At 43.2% G+C, this 15,755-nt stretch carries 10 protein-coding genes; 5 read left to right on the top strand and 5 right to left on the bottom strand.

The genetic code is table 11. The annotated features are described in order from the left end of the window. The first annotated feature begins 46 nt into the window (after window positions 1-46). Complete coding sequence (gene yiaA, locus BMW86_RS14350; protein ID WP_089782428.1) at window positions 47-457, top strand: inner membrane protein YiaA; 411 nt, start codon at window positions 47-49, stop codon at window positions 455-457. 142 nt (window positions 458-599) lie between these two features. Then, window positions 600-932, top strand: a complete 333-nt coding sequence (locus tag BMW86_RS14355) for a magnetosome magnetite crystal formation protein family (protein ID WP_089782429.1) — start codon at window positions 600-602, stop codon at window positions 930-932. A 97-nt stretch (window positions 933-1,029) separates the two neighbouring features. Here BMW86_RS14355 and BMW86_RS14360 read toward each other — a convergent pair whose 3' ends face one another. The 5 genes from BMW86_RS14360 to BMW86_RS14380 all read right to left on the bottom strand — a co-directional run bounded on the left by BMW86_RS14360 (window position 1,030) and on the right by BMW86_RS14380 (window position 9,375). After that, a complete protein-coding gene (locus BMW86_RS14360) occupies window positions 1,030-2,988 on the bottom strand; it encodes an isoaspartyl peptidase/L-asparaginase (protein WP_089782430.1) in 1,959 nt (652 codons plus the stop codon). 4 nt (window positions 2,989-2,992) lie between these two features. Then, window positions 2,993-4,381 (bottom strand): RagB/SusD family nutrient uptake outer membrane protein, encoded by a 1,389-nt coding sequence (locus tag BMW86_RS14365; protein ID WP_218149146.1) that lies wholly within the window; start codon window positions 4,379-4,381, stop codon window positions 2,993-2,995. 12 nt (window positions 4,382-4,393) lie between these two features. Beyond that, a complete protein-coding gene (locus tag BMW86_RS14370; RefSeq protein WP_089782432.1) occupies window positions 4,394-7,657 on the bottom strand; it encodes a SusC/RagA family TonB-linked outer membrane protein in 3,264 nt (1,087 codons plus the stop codon). Between the two features lie 141 nt (window positions 7,658-7,798). Next, window positions 7,799-8,752 (bottom strand): FecR family protein, encoded by a 954-nt coding sequence (locus tag BMW86_RS14375; protein ID WP_089782433.1) that lies wholly within the window; start codon window positions 8,750-8,752, stop codon window positions 7,799-7,801. Window positions 8,753-8,823: 71 nt separating this feature from the next. Next, on the bottom strand, window positions 8,824-9,375 hold the full coding sequence (locus tag BMW86_RS14380) for an RNA polymerase sigma factor (protein ID WP_089782434.1): 552 nt from the start codon (window positions 9,373-9,375) through the stop codon (window positions 8,824-8,826). Between the two features lie 112 nt (window positions 9,376-9,487). Here BMW86_RS14380 and BMW86_RS14385 point away from each other — a divergent pair, with 112 nt between their 5' ends. From BMW86_RS14385 to BMW86_RS14395, 3 genes are all read left to right on the top strand, one after another. After that, window positions 9,488-11,557, top strand: coding sequence for a hypothetical protein (locus BMW86_RS14385; protein ID WP_089782435.1), 2,070 nt, complete (start codon window positions 9,488-9,490; stop codon window positions 11,555-11,557). Between the two features lie 23 nt (window positions 11,558-11,580). Continuing rightward, a complete protein-coding gene (locus tag BMW86_RS14390; RefSeq protein WP_089783683.1) occupies window positions 11,581-12,693 on the top strand; it encodes a glycoside hydrolase family 88/105 protein in 1,113 nt (370 codons plus the stop codon). Between the two features lie 250 nt (window positions 12,694-12,943). Then, the gene (locus tag BMW86_RS14395; RefSeq protein WP_089782436.1) at window positions 12,944-15,397 is read left to right on the top strand and encodes a glutaminase family protein; all 2,454 of its coding nucleotides are present in this window, start codon (window positions 12,944-12,946) and stop codon (window positions 15,395-15,397) included. Window positions 15,398-15,755 lie beyond the last annotated feature (358 nt).

Consider the following 15,755-nt stretch of genomic DNA (forward strand, 5'->3'; position numbering starts at 1 on the left):
CTGCTGAAATACTCTACTTTTGTTCTCGAATTAAGGAATACTGTAGATGAAACAAAAACCGTCATTCGCATTTATCGCAACATCTTGGGTCGCATTGTTTATTGGGATAGCAGGTTATATTATCGGACTCTGGAATGCTCAGATGCAGCTGAATGAGAAAGGTTACTACTTTACAATACTGATGTATGGATTATTTGCAGGCGTCTCTGTACAGAAATGTGTGAGAGACAGGCTGGAAGGAATACCTGTTACTGATATCTATTATGGAATCAGCTGGGTGTCTACCATACTAACATTGGTATTATTAGCAGTAGGATTGTGGAACGCTACATTATTACCAAGCGAAAAAGGTTTCTACGCATTTGCTTTCCTGTTAAGCATTTTTGGAGCCATCAGTGTACAGAAAAATACCCGTGACAGCCAGGCGGCGAAAGTTACGGACAATATAAATAATTGATATATAGTAGATTGTCATTTCTGTAGTTGTTTTGTAGTCATCCGTTTTTTAACCCGTAGTTCATCTGTAGTAGTGGGGAAATAGCAAGAGAGATTTTGGGACGATACTTTTGCTGACATATTCTTAACACAAAAAAATATTCATGAAGAACAAAACGCTGGCAATCGTAGCCTACATCACATTAATCGGCTGGGTAATAGCATACCTGCAGTATAAGAATCAGGCAGAGAAGAGCCCATTGGTTCGTTATCATCTTACTCAGGCACTAGGTATTTTCATTTTCGCTATTGCCTTGAATATTGTAATTGCTATTATAGCCTCTATTATCCCTTCGCTAGGTACTATTTTATCAATAGCCGGCCTTCTTCCATTGATACTGCTGATTTTTGGTATTATCTCTGCTTCAAACGAAGCATTGAGCCCCGTTCCTGGAATTGGAAAATTGTTTGAAAACAAGTTCAGCTTTTTGAACTAGATCCCAACCGGTGCTGACCACACTGTTATAATATAATTAAACCTGTCTTTATTGAATGAGGCTATCTTCGAACCAGAGATAGCCTCTCTTGTTTTTGTCAGTCTTCTTTGTAAATATGAATCTCAATTTTTCCATCAGCAGTCACTGTACCCCGGTACATACCATCTGTATTAAACGGTAAGGCTGCATTACCGTCTTTATCCAGGGCTATCAATCCTCCGTCACCTCCCATCGCATCTACTTTGGCAATCACCGTTTTTCCCGCTTCTTCTACTGATAAACCCTTATAGGCAATCAGTGCAGAAAGATCATAAGCTACTACATTGCGGATGTAGAATTCACCCCAACCAGTACAGGAAACAGCTACCGTTTTATTGTTGGCATAAGTACCGGCTCCAATGATAGGAGAGTCGCCGATACGGCCGTATTTTTTATTAGTCATACCGCCGGTAGAAGTAGCCGCGGCCAGGTTGCCCGCTTTATCAAGGGCAACAGCTCCTACAGTCCCGAATTTATTGTCGTGGTTTTCTATGCCTAATTTACCGGCAGGCTGATAGCTGTGGTCCAGTTTACTCTTCATGGAGTCTTCTTTTAATGCCTGCTGTAAACCGTCCCAACGCTCTTTTGTCCAGAAGTATTTAGGATCAACGATTTCGATACCGGCGTCTTTGGCAAACTGTTCCGCACCCGGACCCGTCATCATCACATGTTCTGATTTCTCCATCACCGCCCTGGCAGCGCTGATGGGATTTTTAATATTGGTTACACCTGCAACAGCGCCTGCTTCCAGGGTTTTTCCATTCATAATAGCGGCATCCATTTCATTCCTGCCATCGTGAGTGAATACCGCGCCTTTGCCTGCATTAAACAGGGGGCAGTCTTCCAGTACACGAATGGTAGCTTCTACAGCATCTATGCTGCTCTTGCCTGCCTGAATAGCCTGATAACCTGTGGTTAACGCTTCTTTAAGGGCGGCCCTGTAGGCCGCTTCCTTTTCAGGCGTCATATTCTTTTTAAGGATAGTACCCGCGCCACCGTGGATGACCATCACGTATTTCTCCTTTGGTAACATATTGTCACTTTTTACAAGTCGTCCGTTATCCACATACCACCAGTTCCATGTACCGCCCTGCGCTTTGGCCTTATCAAAGTGAGCCACATCAAAATGACCACCCGCGGGCAGTTCATATACCTGCAATGCTTTCTGATGTAAGTTCCATTCTAAGGGCTGACCGGCAACACAACGTTCCGGGGCGGCAGTCGTATAAATAAAACAGGCTTTACTTTGCCCCATCACAGTAGCCACACCTTTGGTATCTATACAAACGGCTGTCTGCTCGTCCACTGCAATACCTTTGGCAAAGAGGTGCCAGTCTTTTGCAATACGTGCCAGGAAGGAGGCATGCCTGCCTTCCCGTCCACGGGCCAGGAAATGCTGGTCTGTGAGTACGTTTTGCAGATAGGGAGGATGCAGGAAGTCGTTATTATGCAAAGTAACCAAAGGATCGTAAGGATTCGCCAGCGTTTCTATAGAAACGGCACTGCCACCTTCTCCACTGTAATAAAGGCCGCTAAGGATAGCACAGCCGGCACTGGTGCCGCCTACAGGAGCCTTCTTTACATTCAGCAGGTAATTGATAGCAGCATCTGTTTTAGTCCCTTTCCAGTAGCGAAGATAGTTCGACTGATCCCCACCGGCAATGAACAGCATTTCCGCATGACGGATAATATTCGCAACGGTATCATTATTCGCAAGATCCCGGCTATCTATTTTCAGCGTTTCTATCGAGTTGGATTTCCCCAGTTCATCAATGTAACTGTTATAAGAATCAGTGCCGGTAGCCCGTAAAATGACCACATCACCTCCACCACTTCTTTCCAGCATCCATTTAAAAGCATCATCCACACTGGTGCTTCCTCCCATTAACACAACACCTCCTTTTACAGGCGTCTGTATATCAGCGGTATCACCTATAATACCCACAGAAGCTGGTCTGTGTTGTGCATGCAAACAGGAGCAAAGTAAAAGTAAGCAGGTAACAAATCTTACAATCATATAATTAGTAGTTACTGTTTTGACTCATATTCTTATTCGCCAGGATCTCTGCATCCGGGATAGGAAATGTATACCGGGTATCTGTAGATTTTAACAGGATAGCTCCCAATGCATTCACTGCATCCGCTGGTATACGGCTTACCGGTAAATCCCTTCTGCGCAGGTCGAAGAAACGATGTCCTTCAAAAGCCAGTTCTTTAAAACGTTCTGCATATACCGCCCTTATTAAAGTATCCTTGCCTGAGAATGTTTCCGGTGTATAACCATAAATACGTGCGGCACGTAATTCGTTGAGAGCATCAGCCCCGGCAGAAGGATCATCGTTTTCTGCCAGTGCTTCTGCCAGTATAAGGTACATCTCTCCGGTACGGAAAGGGATCATGTCTGCCAGGTTGGGCGTGTTCTCAACATCGCCTTCATATTTACGTACAATATAAGGAGCATTGTCTCCTCCTGCATCCGGACTCTCACGGATATAAGCAGAAAACCTTATGTCATTGTCTTTGTCAAATGTAGATAATAAAGCAAAAGAAGGTACATACAGGATAAATCCCCTGGTATCATAATAAATATCACCAGCCAGGTCTTCGTCAGTAGCTGTGCGGGATAGGCGCCATAATACTTCTGCATTGTTTTTAGCAGGAGTCCATATAGCTGGGAAGACGGTACTGTCTGCCAGTGGCTCTGCAGCAATTACTTCTCTGGCATAAGCAGCTGCATTCGCCCAGTCTTTTGCATAAAGAGCAGTTCTTGCCTGTATGGCAATCACCGTATTCAGTGTAATACGGGTTTTATCATCAAAAGAAGCCGGGATTAATGCCCTGGCAGCAGTCAGGTCTGCATTGATTTTAGTGATCACATCTCCGAATTTATCCCTGGAAGGATAACTGATTTTGGACTCGCTCATGAAAGGAACTCCTTTTGCGGCAGGATCATATTTATCTGCGAAGTAACGCAGTAATTCAAGATGGCAATAAGCTCTTAATGCTAATAACTCTCCTTTGTATTGATCACGCAAAGCTTCATCAGCTGTTGAGATTTTTATCTTATCTGCCGCAGCAAGCACCCTGTTTAAACGGTCTATCGTTATGTAAAATTCTCCCCATGCATCTGTAATAGTAGTGCTGCTGGGATCGTACTGCCAGCGGTAGGTAGATACATATTTACCGGTAGAATTATCAGAAGGAAGCATACATTCATCAGATACCAGTGATGAAGCACGGATAGTCGTAGACGTAAGTGCCGCATATGCACCTATTAACCCTTCATTCAGATCTCCGATTTTCTGATAAGCTTTTTCTGCATCAATAGTATCAGAAGGTTGAAGATCCAGTTTTTTGTTACAAGCCATTGTGAAGATGGAGAGCAACAGTATAATGGTAATATTTTTCATGTTCATCATCGATTAAAAGTTAACATTCAAACCAGCGGTATATGTTCTTGCACTTGGGTAGTCAAACTCTGCTTCCCCATTATTATCCTCAGGATCAAATCCCCGCCATTTCGTCCATGTATGCAGGTTTTGCGCCTGTACAAAGATGTGAATGCCTTTGATGTATTTTAATTTGAAGGGTACATTATAACCCAGGTTTACATTTCTTAAACGGATATAAGAGGCATTTTGAATATCACGGGAAGTGAAGTTTCTTTCTGCATCATACCTTGGCAGGATAGCGTTGTCGCCCGGTTTCTTCCAGCGATTGTACAGCATACGTGTAGTCTGATTGCTGGTAGTGAAGCTGGGATTCTCGTTATAATAATCTTCATTATTGTAACGGTTTGTTTTATCCGCATAAGTAAATAATGCAGTGAGATAAATACCTTTCCATTTAAATCCTGTATTAAATCCTCCTGTGATAACAGGAATATAGGTACCAAATTCGGCTACACTTAAAGTAGAGAAATTATAATCCGTAGTGATTTTACCATCGCGGGTATAATACTGAGGATCTCCATTGGCAGGGTTTACACCTGCCCATTTAGGTGCATAGTGCGAACCATAAGGATGACCCACCATTACAATCTCTGTCGTATTCTGTTCAAACTGACCAGCAGTCCCCAGGTCTGTAATGACATTTTTATTATAAGCGATGTTGAAGCCCAGGCTCCAGGTAAAGTCTCCCACTTTTAATACGTCTGCCTGTACATCAGCTTCAATACCTCTGTTGCGCATAGCGCCTGTATTTAAGAGCAATTCACTGAATCCGGAAGTGAGCGATAAAGGCTGTTCCAGGAACAGATTGCTGGTGACTTTATTATATACATCTGTAACGATACGCACCCTGTTATTCCAGATGGCCAGATCAAATCCGGCATTGAATTCTTTTGCATATTCCCAGTCGTACTTTGCATAACCTGGTGCCGAAGGTGCGATACCACTGTTACCATTATACGATACGTTATTAAAAGTAGCAGCATAACCATATGCTGTACTGAACGGACTGGCAGTCGTCCCATAACTTACGCGAAAACGCAGGTCATTAATGAAGGAAACATCTGATAAGAAAGATTCTTTCTTCGCTTCCCATCCTAAACCGGCAGAGTAGAACCCATGCCAGCGGTTAGTAGCAGGAACAGTAGATGATCCGTCATAACGATAGCTGGCATTTAATGTATACTTACCATCCAATGTATAACGTCCAACACCGATGTAAGAAACAAGCGCACGTTTTTCTCTTCCACCACCCAGGGTAGCACTATAAGCATTGTCTGCGGAACCCGGTGTAATAGCAGCAGGAGATTCTCCTATTTTACCATTCAATCCATATCCTTCATAGTTGAAGTATTTATAATTATTCTGAGAGAATTCATAATAAGCAGATACTTCAATATCATGACGCTGTGCGATCATCTTCGCCCAGGTAATTCCTGAAGTAGAGATCAGTCCTATGTTCCTGTCCAGTCCTTCTCCAAAGCTACCTTTGGTACCATTGTCTACCGTAGAACCGGAATAAGAATCAGGATTGATATAACGCTGATCTGTAGTCTCCCGGAAGTCTATACCCAAACGGGTTTTCGCCACGAATCCACTACCGATGGCATAGTTGAGAGAAGAACTGAGGATACCTTTTATTTGGTTACTGGTGCGGGTCCTGTTTTGCATTCCTTCCAGTGCAATAGCGCCTTCCTGATCCCCGAAAGCATTATACTGAGAGGCATTGTCCGGTAAGATCATCGTCCCGTCAGCTGCATAAGGGTATTCGTATGGCAATGCATACATCGTAGCAGCTAAAGGATTATTGATCTTACTGGAGCCTTCTCTTTCTATAAAGCTGGAATTGGCATAGCCCAGGCCCAGGTTTACATTGGCGGTTAATTTGCCTGCGGTGAAATCCAGGTTGTTCTTGAGAGTATATCTTTCAAGCCCTGAACGCAGTACAATCCCATCCTGTTTGTAATAGTTAATAGAAGTATAAAAACGAACATTTTCATTACCACCGCTGGCGCTTACCTGCTGTTCCATGAACTTGCCGGTACGCAGGAGAAGATCGCGCCAGTTGGCATTAATATGACTGATACTATCCAGTCTTGTATCATAAATATGTTGTTCTGCGGATGATAATGCCGCATAATCAGGGTTCTTTTTTGAATAGGCCCAGCCGGCGCCTAATGTCTCTCCATAGGTTTCACCTATCTCTTCTTCAAACTGCAAACGCTCTTTTGTATTCATCATAGGCGTACGGGAAGAGGTCATTTGGGAGATACCGTACTGCGATTTATATTCTACAGTAAGTTTTCCGCTTTTACCTTTTTTAGTAGTGATTACCAATACGCCATTGGCGCCTCTTGAACCATACAAGGCTTTGGAAGAAGCATCTTTTAATACCGTGACAGATTCAATATCAGAAGGATTGATCGCCTGCAGATAATTGGATTCTACAGGAACTCCATCTACCACGTATAAAAGAGAAGAATTACCGTTGATAGTTCCCACACCTCTCAGCACTACGCTGGCACTGGTACCAGGCTGACCGGAGCCGGATGATACTACCAGTCCGGGTACACGTCCCTGCAATACCTGGTCGAACGTAGCCATTGGCACCTGACTGATTTTATCAGATCCTACCACCGCGGTAGCGCTGGCAGATTTATCACGGGTATAATTAGTATAACCGGTGATAGTGACACTATTCAGCGTTTGAACATCTATCTGTAAAGTAATATTGATGATCTTTCTATCACTGATAGATACCTGTTGTCTGGAATATCCTATCAGAGAAAATTCGAGGGTAGTAGCCCCTTCAGGAGCTTGTATTACATACTGGCCATTGATATCTGTAAGGGCGCCTTTACTACCGGCTCTTACAGTTACACCGGGCAGGGGCAGGTTATCTGCACCACTTACCTTTCCTCTTATTTCATGATCACCTTCCCGGGCATAGATCACCACCAGGCCATCTTCTTTAATGGCATAGTGCAGATTGGTAGATGCAAATGCTTTGTCCAGTACCGTTTCTAAAGGCAGGGCATTCGCGGTAATGGTGATCTTACTGTTGGCCGGCAGGGTTTCATTGTGATATACAAACCGGTAGCTGGTTTGTTTTTCCACTGCTTTCAGTAATTGCAGAATACTTGTCTCTTTTAGTTGCAGACTAATTTTTTCCTGGGCATAGCTTTTGGCATATACCTGCATACAAGTCAGAAAAAAGAGCAGGGTGGCTAGTTTCATCGTTAATAGTAATTGACTGGGCATAAGGGCATGAACCTTCCTGCCCCAAAACACAATTTTTCGCATAATTTTGGTTGGGTTTGTTAGTGATTTGGCGAACCTAAAAATCGGGGGGAGGTGTTCGTAGCACTTCCCCTCTCTTTATTTACTGATAACGATCACGTTATTATTGACTTTAAAATTGAAAGGGTAGGAGAGCTGTAGCGCTTCCAGGGCTTTAATGATGGATTCACTTTCAAAGGTGCCGGAGTACCGGTAGCTTTTTACAGCTTCATCTGAGAATATTACAGGGATACCATACCACTTTTCCAGCTTTTTCGCTATTTCTTCCAGTGGCTCATTATCTATCTCAAGCCTGTTATGAATCCATACAGGTGTTGCTTTTTTGTCCAGTTTATATATCCTGGTAATAAATTTTTGGTTGGGCTGTAAGACGATCTTGTCTCCGGGCTTCGCTTTCAGGTTAACAGCTATTTTACCACTTAATAAAGTGGTTTCAGTTTCTTCACCGGGATTAGCGCTTACAGTAAAGGTGGTGCCCAGTACAGTGATATCGGCGGTGCGTGTATGTACTATAAAAGGATGTTGATCATTGTGTTTTACGTCGAAGAAGGCTTCTCCGGTGAGTGTTACTTCCCGGGTGTTTTTGCCAAAGTCGTTGTCTATCAGCAGTGTTCCATTTTCCCGAAGGGTAATGATGGAGCCATCTGTAAGAATATAGGTGTGGCGCGGGTTGTGGGAAGCTGTGTAGGTTGCCGGTTGTTTTTTAACGGGCAGCATCCGCCATACGCCAAACAGGATTAACCCTGTAGCGGCAATGGCATATATAAAACGGCGTTTACGGCCTTTAGATGCGGAAACCTCTAATAGTTGCTGTAATTGAACGGATTGTCTTAATCCGTCCTGTAATTGCCTGGAATGGTCTAGCCGGCTGCCCTGGTTGGCACTAAGGATATTGACGATCCGCCGGGCTTCCTCAATCATTTCGGGATGTAATTTTAGTTGATCTTCCCAGTAGCTGTTTGTGTCGGCATCATGTCCCAGGCAAAATTGCTGGAAACTTTCGTCGCACACCAGTTCTTCGATACTATTCATATAAGGTATTGTCCCCCCCAACTATACAGACGGAAGAAATGAAACGTTTTCCTAAGGAATTTGAAACTTTTTTATTTCAGGAGTTTGCGGAGTTGCTTAATAGCGTCGTAGATAGTGTTATAAGCAGTTTTTACACTCTGGGAAGTATGAGCGGCAATCTGTTCATAACTAAGGCCATCAAAGAATTTTAGCTGGATTAATTCCTTTTGACGATGGGTAAGCTGCTGCATGGCAGCATGTAATTTCCTTTTCAGTTCCTCATCATGCTGTACATTAATGATGATTTCCTCATAAGACAGCTCGTTAGGCGCTGCTTCTCCGGACATGCGGATAATAGCATTGTCCATTTTATCCAGGTAAGACAGTTCATCGAGGATCAGGTGACGAAGGGTAGTAAACAGATAAGCACGCACCTGTATCACAGGCTGCATTTTAGCCCTTTTATCCCATAGCTGCAGGAACAGCTGGTTCACGCAATCCTTTACCAGTTCATCGTCTCCGCATATTTTAAGGCCGAAACGTATCAAATGAAAATAGGTATTACCGTGTAATGCCAGCAAAGCCTGCATATCGCCCCGACTGATATTTTCCCAGTGTACCCGGTTTTCTTCTTCATTTGACATAAGCCCTCAATTTATAAAATCTCTATGGGATAGTATAGGATACTTTATGTTGCATTTTAAAGTTAAGTTTGTTAACTTTTATGCAAACGTTTCCATAAAGCAGGTTCCACGAATGAAAACTATAACCACGCTTATTATACTGACCGTGTTATGCATGGGGGGAATGGGGCAATCCATCAACCGGAAAGCCCTGATAGAAAGGCATAACGTCATTAATCTTAAATACGATTCACTCTCTTCCTTAACACTGGGGAATGGGGGATTTGCTTTTACTGCTGATATAACAGGCTTGCAGAGCTTCCCGGAAGCATATAGCAAAGGTGTACCGTTGGGTACGCAATCTCAGTGGGGATGGGATAGCTTTACAGATACTGCTGCTTATCGTTTTGAAGAAAGCCTTAAGATTTATCATTTACATAACAGGGATATTACTTATGCTGTGCAATGGCATAGTCCGGAAAGGAATAAACGGGCATCAGACTGGTTCCGGCAAAATGTACATCGCTTACAATTAGGGAATATTGGGTTTGAAATTATTAAGAAAGATGGACAAGCTTGCAAATTAGAAGATATTCAAAATATAAAACAAACGCTTGATCTCTGGAATGGGTTGATAAAAAGTCATTTTACTGTAGAAGGGATTCCTGTGGATGTAGTAACAACCGTACATCCGAAACAGGATATAGTATCAGTAAAAGTAAATTCTTCTTTAGTTAGAGAAGGCAGATTGAAGATAAGAATCCGATTTCCTTATCCCACAGGAGAATTCGCAGATGCCGGTGTAAACCTGATAGGAAAACATCATTCAGAGATTATTGATAATACTATTTTACATCAGCTGGATAACTATAAATATTATGTACAGATAGTCGGGGGGAAGGTTACAAAAGGCCAGCCCAATGAGTTCTTTGTAAAACCCGAAGCTGAATGCAGTTTCCGTTTTTCAGAAAAACAGCTCACCTCTTCAATACCGAATACGCAAACAGCTGCTGCTACTTATTGGAATGCTTACTGGTCACATGGAGGGATGGTAGATTTCTCCGGCAGTACAGATCCCCGTGCTTTTGAACTGGAACGCCGTATCATCCTTTCCCAATACCTGATGGCAGTGCAATGTGCCGGTGATATGCCACCCCAGGAAACCGGTCTCACCTGCAACAGCTGGTATGGCAAACCTCATTTGGAAATGTACTGGTGGCATGCCGTACATTTTGCGCTGTGGAACCGGATAGAATTGATGGAGAAAAGCCTGCAATGGTATTTTAAGGTGGCAGACAAAGCAAAGGTTATCGCTGTAAGACAAGGCTACGAAGGCATCCGCTGGCAAAAGATGACAGACCCACAGGGGAATGAAAGCCCTTCTTCCGTAGGAGCTTTCCTCATCTGGCAGCAACCTCACTTTATATACATGACGGAATTAGTATATCGTCACTATCATAACCGCGCTACATTAGACAAATACAAAGACCTTGTCTTTGCTACCGCAGATTTTATGGCATCATATGCTGCCCCCGATAGTAACAGGTATATTCTCGGCAAAGGACTGATCCCTGCACAGGAACGCTTCAAACCAGAAGAGACTTTCAATCCCACTTTCGAACTGGCCTACTGGCGCTGGGGGTTAACAACGGCACAACAGTGGAGAATACGTCTTGGATTAACCCGCAACAAAAAATGGGATGAAGTTCTAAGCAAATTATCTGCTTTGCCCCAACAGGATGGTGTATACCTGGCCGCAGAAAGCGCCAAAGATTCTTACACCAACCCGGTATACATGACAGACCACCCTGCAGTATTAGGTGCCCTCGGTATGCTGCCCGCCAGCATAGCCCTGGACACGGCTATCATGCACAACACCTTCAACAAAATATGGGACAACTGGAACTGGAAAGAAACCTGGGGCTGGGACTTTCCGCTCACCAGCATGACGGCCACCCGCCTCGGTCTAAGAAACAAAGCAATAGACGCACTATTCATCCCCGTCCAAACTAACACCTGGTTAAAAAACGGCCATAACTACCAGGACGAACGTTTAAGATTATATCTACCCGGCAATGGGGGATTACTCACGGCCGTAGCTCTGATGTGCGCCGGATATGATGGTTGTAAAACTAAGAACCCCGGTATTCCGGATGATGGTACATGGAAAGTAAAATGGGAAGATATTCAACCCATGCCCTGATAAAATTTATTAAATTTCACACGATGAAGAAGAACATTTTATTACTGTCTATGCTGCTGGGAATGCTCCCTGCTTTTGCTCAAAACAAAAAAGAAGTACTAAAAGTACTCACCCTCACCAACGGCTATTTCATGCAGAAATGGCCGGACACCGGTAAAGACATCGTCCTCAATAAAACCTGGCCTAGTAACATCTGGACAAGAGCCGTGTATTACGAAGGACTAATGGCTTTCTACAGTATCAATCCTAAAAAAGAATATTACGATTACGCTGTATCCTGGGGTGAAAAACACCAATGGAACCTGCGCAGCGGTATCACTACCCGTAACGCAGATAACCAGGCCTGTGGACAAACATACGTTGACCTCTATCTGATAGATAAAAAACCAGAACGTATCAATAACATCAAAGCATCTATAGACAGTATGTTAAAAACTGATAAAATAGATGACTGGAACTGGATAGATGCTATCCAGATGGGCATGCCCCTGATGGCACAACTGGGCAAAATATATAAAGACACTACCTACTTCGGACGCATGCACCAGATGTATAATTTCACAAAATACCAACATGGTGGTAATGGGTTATACAATACCGCAGAACACCTCTGGTGGAGAGATAAGGATTTCGTACCTCCCTACAAAGAACCTAACGGTGAAAACTGTTACTGGAGCCGTGGTAATGGCTGGGTATTAGCGGCACTGGTAAGAACAATGGACCAGTTACCACAAACATCTCCTTATTATAAAGACTATCTGAAAGATTTCAAAGATATGTCTGCTGCATTACTTAAACTACAAAGAAAAGACGGTTTCTGGAATGCAAGCCTGCGCGACTCCACACATTTTGGTGGTAAAGAACTCACCGGTACTTCATTATTTATATATGGAATGACCTGGGGGATCCGCAAAGGATACTTAAACAAATCAACTTATCTACCTGCCGTATTAAAAGGATGGAATGCACTGGTGAAAGATTGCGTACATGAGAATGGTATGCTCGGATTTGTACAAAGTACAGGTAAACAACCTTCAGATGGACAACCCGTAACTTATGACAAGATCCCTGATTTTGAAGATTACGGATTAGGATGTTTCCTCTTAGCCGGTTCAGAGATCTATAAATTAAAATAATTCTTCGGATAAAGTCAAAGCTCACCCCGGCTTTGACTTTATTGTTTCCCCCATTCATAAAAAATAAGCGTAGAAGCTACCTTTAACAAGAAATAATTTCTATTTTTCCGGTAGTGAGGTTGATTGTTGTGTGTTTTTATCCACGTTCGTCACCAATATTCTGGCGTATGAGTCTCAACAGGTCCGCAGCTGCATGCAGTGTTGCGCAGTTACCCGCGTTTTATTATCTAAATATAAAGCTCCACAAATCATGAACAAAGTTTTTGGTATTGCTGCCCTATTGCTATCACAGCAATTGTACGCGCAGCAGCAACAGGCACCGGCCTACCCGCTTATCACTCACGATCCGTATTTCAGTATCTGGTCGGCTACTGATGATCTGACCGCTTCTCCTACCCGTCACTGGACAGGCACAGACCAGTCCATTACAGGCATGGTAAAGGTAGATGGTGTTATCTATCGCATATTAGGCGCTAAAGGTGAAAATTATGAAACTGTGATTCCTGCTGCTGATGAAAAATCATACAGTTGTCAGTATACAGAAACTGCTCCTGCAGATGGATGGCAGAATGAACAGTTTAATGATGCGCAATGGCAAACAGGTAAAGCGCCTTTCACCAATACACAAAACCTGGATGGTACCCAATGGAATACCAGGGAAATATGGGTACGCAGAACATTCGTATTAAATGATACAAACCTGGATAAGCTCCTGCTGAAAATAAATCATGATGATAATGCAGAAGTATACCTGAACGGAGAACCTATCTACAGTTATGCAGGCTGGTTAACCCGCATGCAATACTTTCCCGTAAGTGAAGCTGCCCGCAAAAAACTGAAGAAAGGTAACAATGTACTGGCCATACATTGCACCAATACTCAGGGCGGAGCATGGTTAGACGCCGGACTGGTAAAAGAAGCGAAAGACCCGGCAGCATCTAAAATCCTGGTAGCTACACAGAAAAGTGTAAAATTGACTGCAACACAAACTACCTATACTTTCACCGCAGGTAAAGTAGATGTAACATTGAATTTCACCTCTCCTTTACTGCTCAATGACCTTGATCTGCTCTCCCGTCCGGTATCTTATATCACTTATAAGGTACAGGCCAATGATGGAGGTACACACGGAGTAGTGTTATACTTCGGCGCCTCTTCCAGTCTTGCTGTGAATACGCCTTCCCAGCAGGTAACTGCACAGCAGTATACCAGTGGAGATTTATCTGTCTTAAAAACAGGTACAGTAGATCAACCGGTACTGGCGAAAAAAGGAGACGATCTGAGAATCGACTGGGGCTATCTATATGTAGCGGTACCAAAGGCTACCAATGCCATTCAGTACATTACAAAAGAAGGAGAAGGCATGAGCTCATTTGCTAAGAAAATGCCTGCTACAACTACTACCAGCGGTACACAGCTGATGTTGAATACCATTGTTCCATTAGGTAAAGTAGATGCTAAAGGAAAAGAACAGGTAATTATGTTAGGATATGATGACCTGTTTTCTATCCAGTATTTTAATACCAACCTGGCTCCCTGGTGGAAAAAGAATGCTTCTTACACAATCGAAAAAGAATTGTCAAAAGCAGCTACCGATTACCCGGCCATCATGCAACGCTGCAATACATTTGATGATGGTTTATACGCAGATACCAAAAAAGCAGGTGGTGAAAACTACGCTAAACTGTGTATCCTGGGTTACAGACAAAGTATCGCTGCACACAAACTGGTGAAGAGCCCGGATGGAGAGATCCTCTTCTTATCTAAAGAAAACTTCAGCAATGGTTGTATCAACACAGTAGATGTAACTTATCCGTCTGCTCCTTTGTTCCTGGTATACAATCCGGACCTGATGAAAGGGATGCTTACCGGTATCTTCTATTTCAGTGAAAGCGGAAAATATACACAGCCCTATGCTGCTCATGACCTGGGTACTTACCCGCTGGCTAATGGCCAGGCATATGGAGAAGGCATGCCTGTGGAAGAATCCGGTAACATGATCATTTTAACAGCCGCTATTGCCAAAGCAGAAGGTAATGCGGACTATGCTAAAAAGCACTGGAAAACATTAACCACCTGGGCAGAATATTTATTGAAAGAAGGATTTGATCCTGCTAATCAGCTTTGCACCGACGACTTTGCAGGGCATCTGGCGCGGAATGCCAATCTTTCAGTTAAAGCCATCGTTGGTTTAGGTAGTTATGCCATGCTGGCTGATCAGTTAGGAGATACTGCTACCGCAAACAAATACCGTAAGGCAGCAAAAGATATGGTGCCTAAATGGATGCAGCTGGCAGATGATGGAGATCATTACACACTGGCATTTGAAAATAAAGGCTCCTGGAGCCAGAAGTATAATTTAGTATGGGATAAAGTATTAGGATTAGATCTTTTCCCCACTTCAGTATATGATAAAGAAATAAAATATTATCTCACCCGTCAGCAGCCATTTGGTTTGCCACTGGATAGCCGTAAAGGATATACCAAGTCGGACTGGATACTGTGGACTGCTGCCCTGACAAATAATCAGTCAGATTTCAGCGCATTAGTAGACCCTATATATAAATATGCAACCGGCACATCTTCCCGTGTACCTCTCAGCGACTGGCATGAAACGTCAGACGGTAAGATGGTAGGCTTCCAGGCAAGAAGCGTAGTTGGTGGATATTACATGCAATTACTCAGTACTACCATAAAGAAATAATGCCCGATGGGGTAGCTTGTAGAAAAGGCTACCCCATTCTTTTACTGAGTGTAGTAATGTTACTACAAAAGGATCGTTCTCATCTCTCTATATTTGTAACCAGTTACTATCCTTATATAAAAAAGGCGCCGCCTTTCCCAATTCACTAAATGCAAACATTTCGTTCAACATATTAGGCGTATGATCATCGATCATACTGCACAAGCTTGGTTTTTATTAGGATATGGTAGATAAGGTTGTCATTCTTGGCGACCTTCCTTTTTTATACCAGTGAGTAAAATAAAAGAAGCCCACAAAGATGACTTTGCAGGCTGCTCGCTTTTTTGGGCGATGGATGTATTGAGGAATTAAATGGATG

The organism is Chitinophaga sp. YR573, from assembly GCF_900110995.1.
Classification (GTDB): domain Bacteria; phylum Bacteroidota; class Bacteroidia; order Chitinophagales; family Chitinophagaceae; genus Chitinophaga.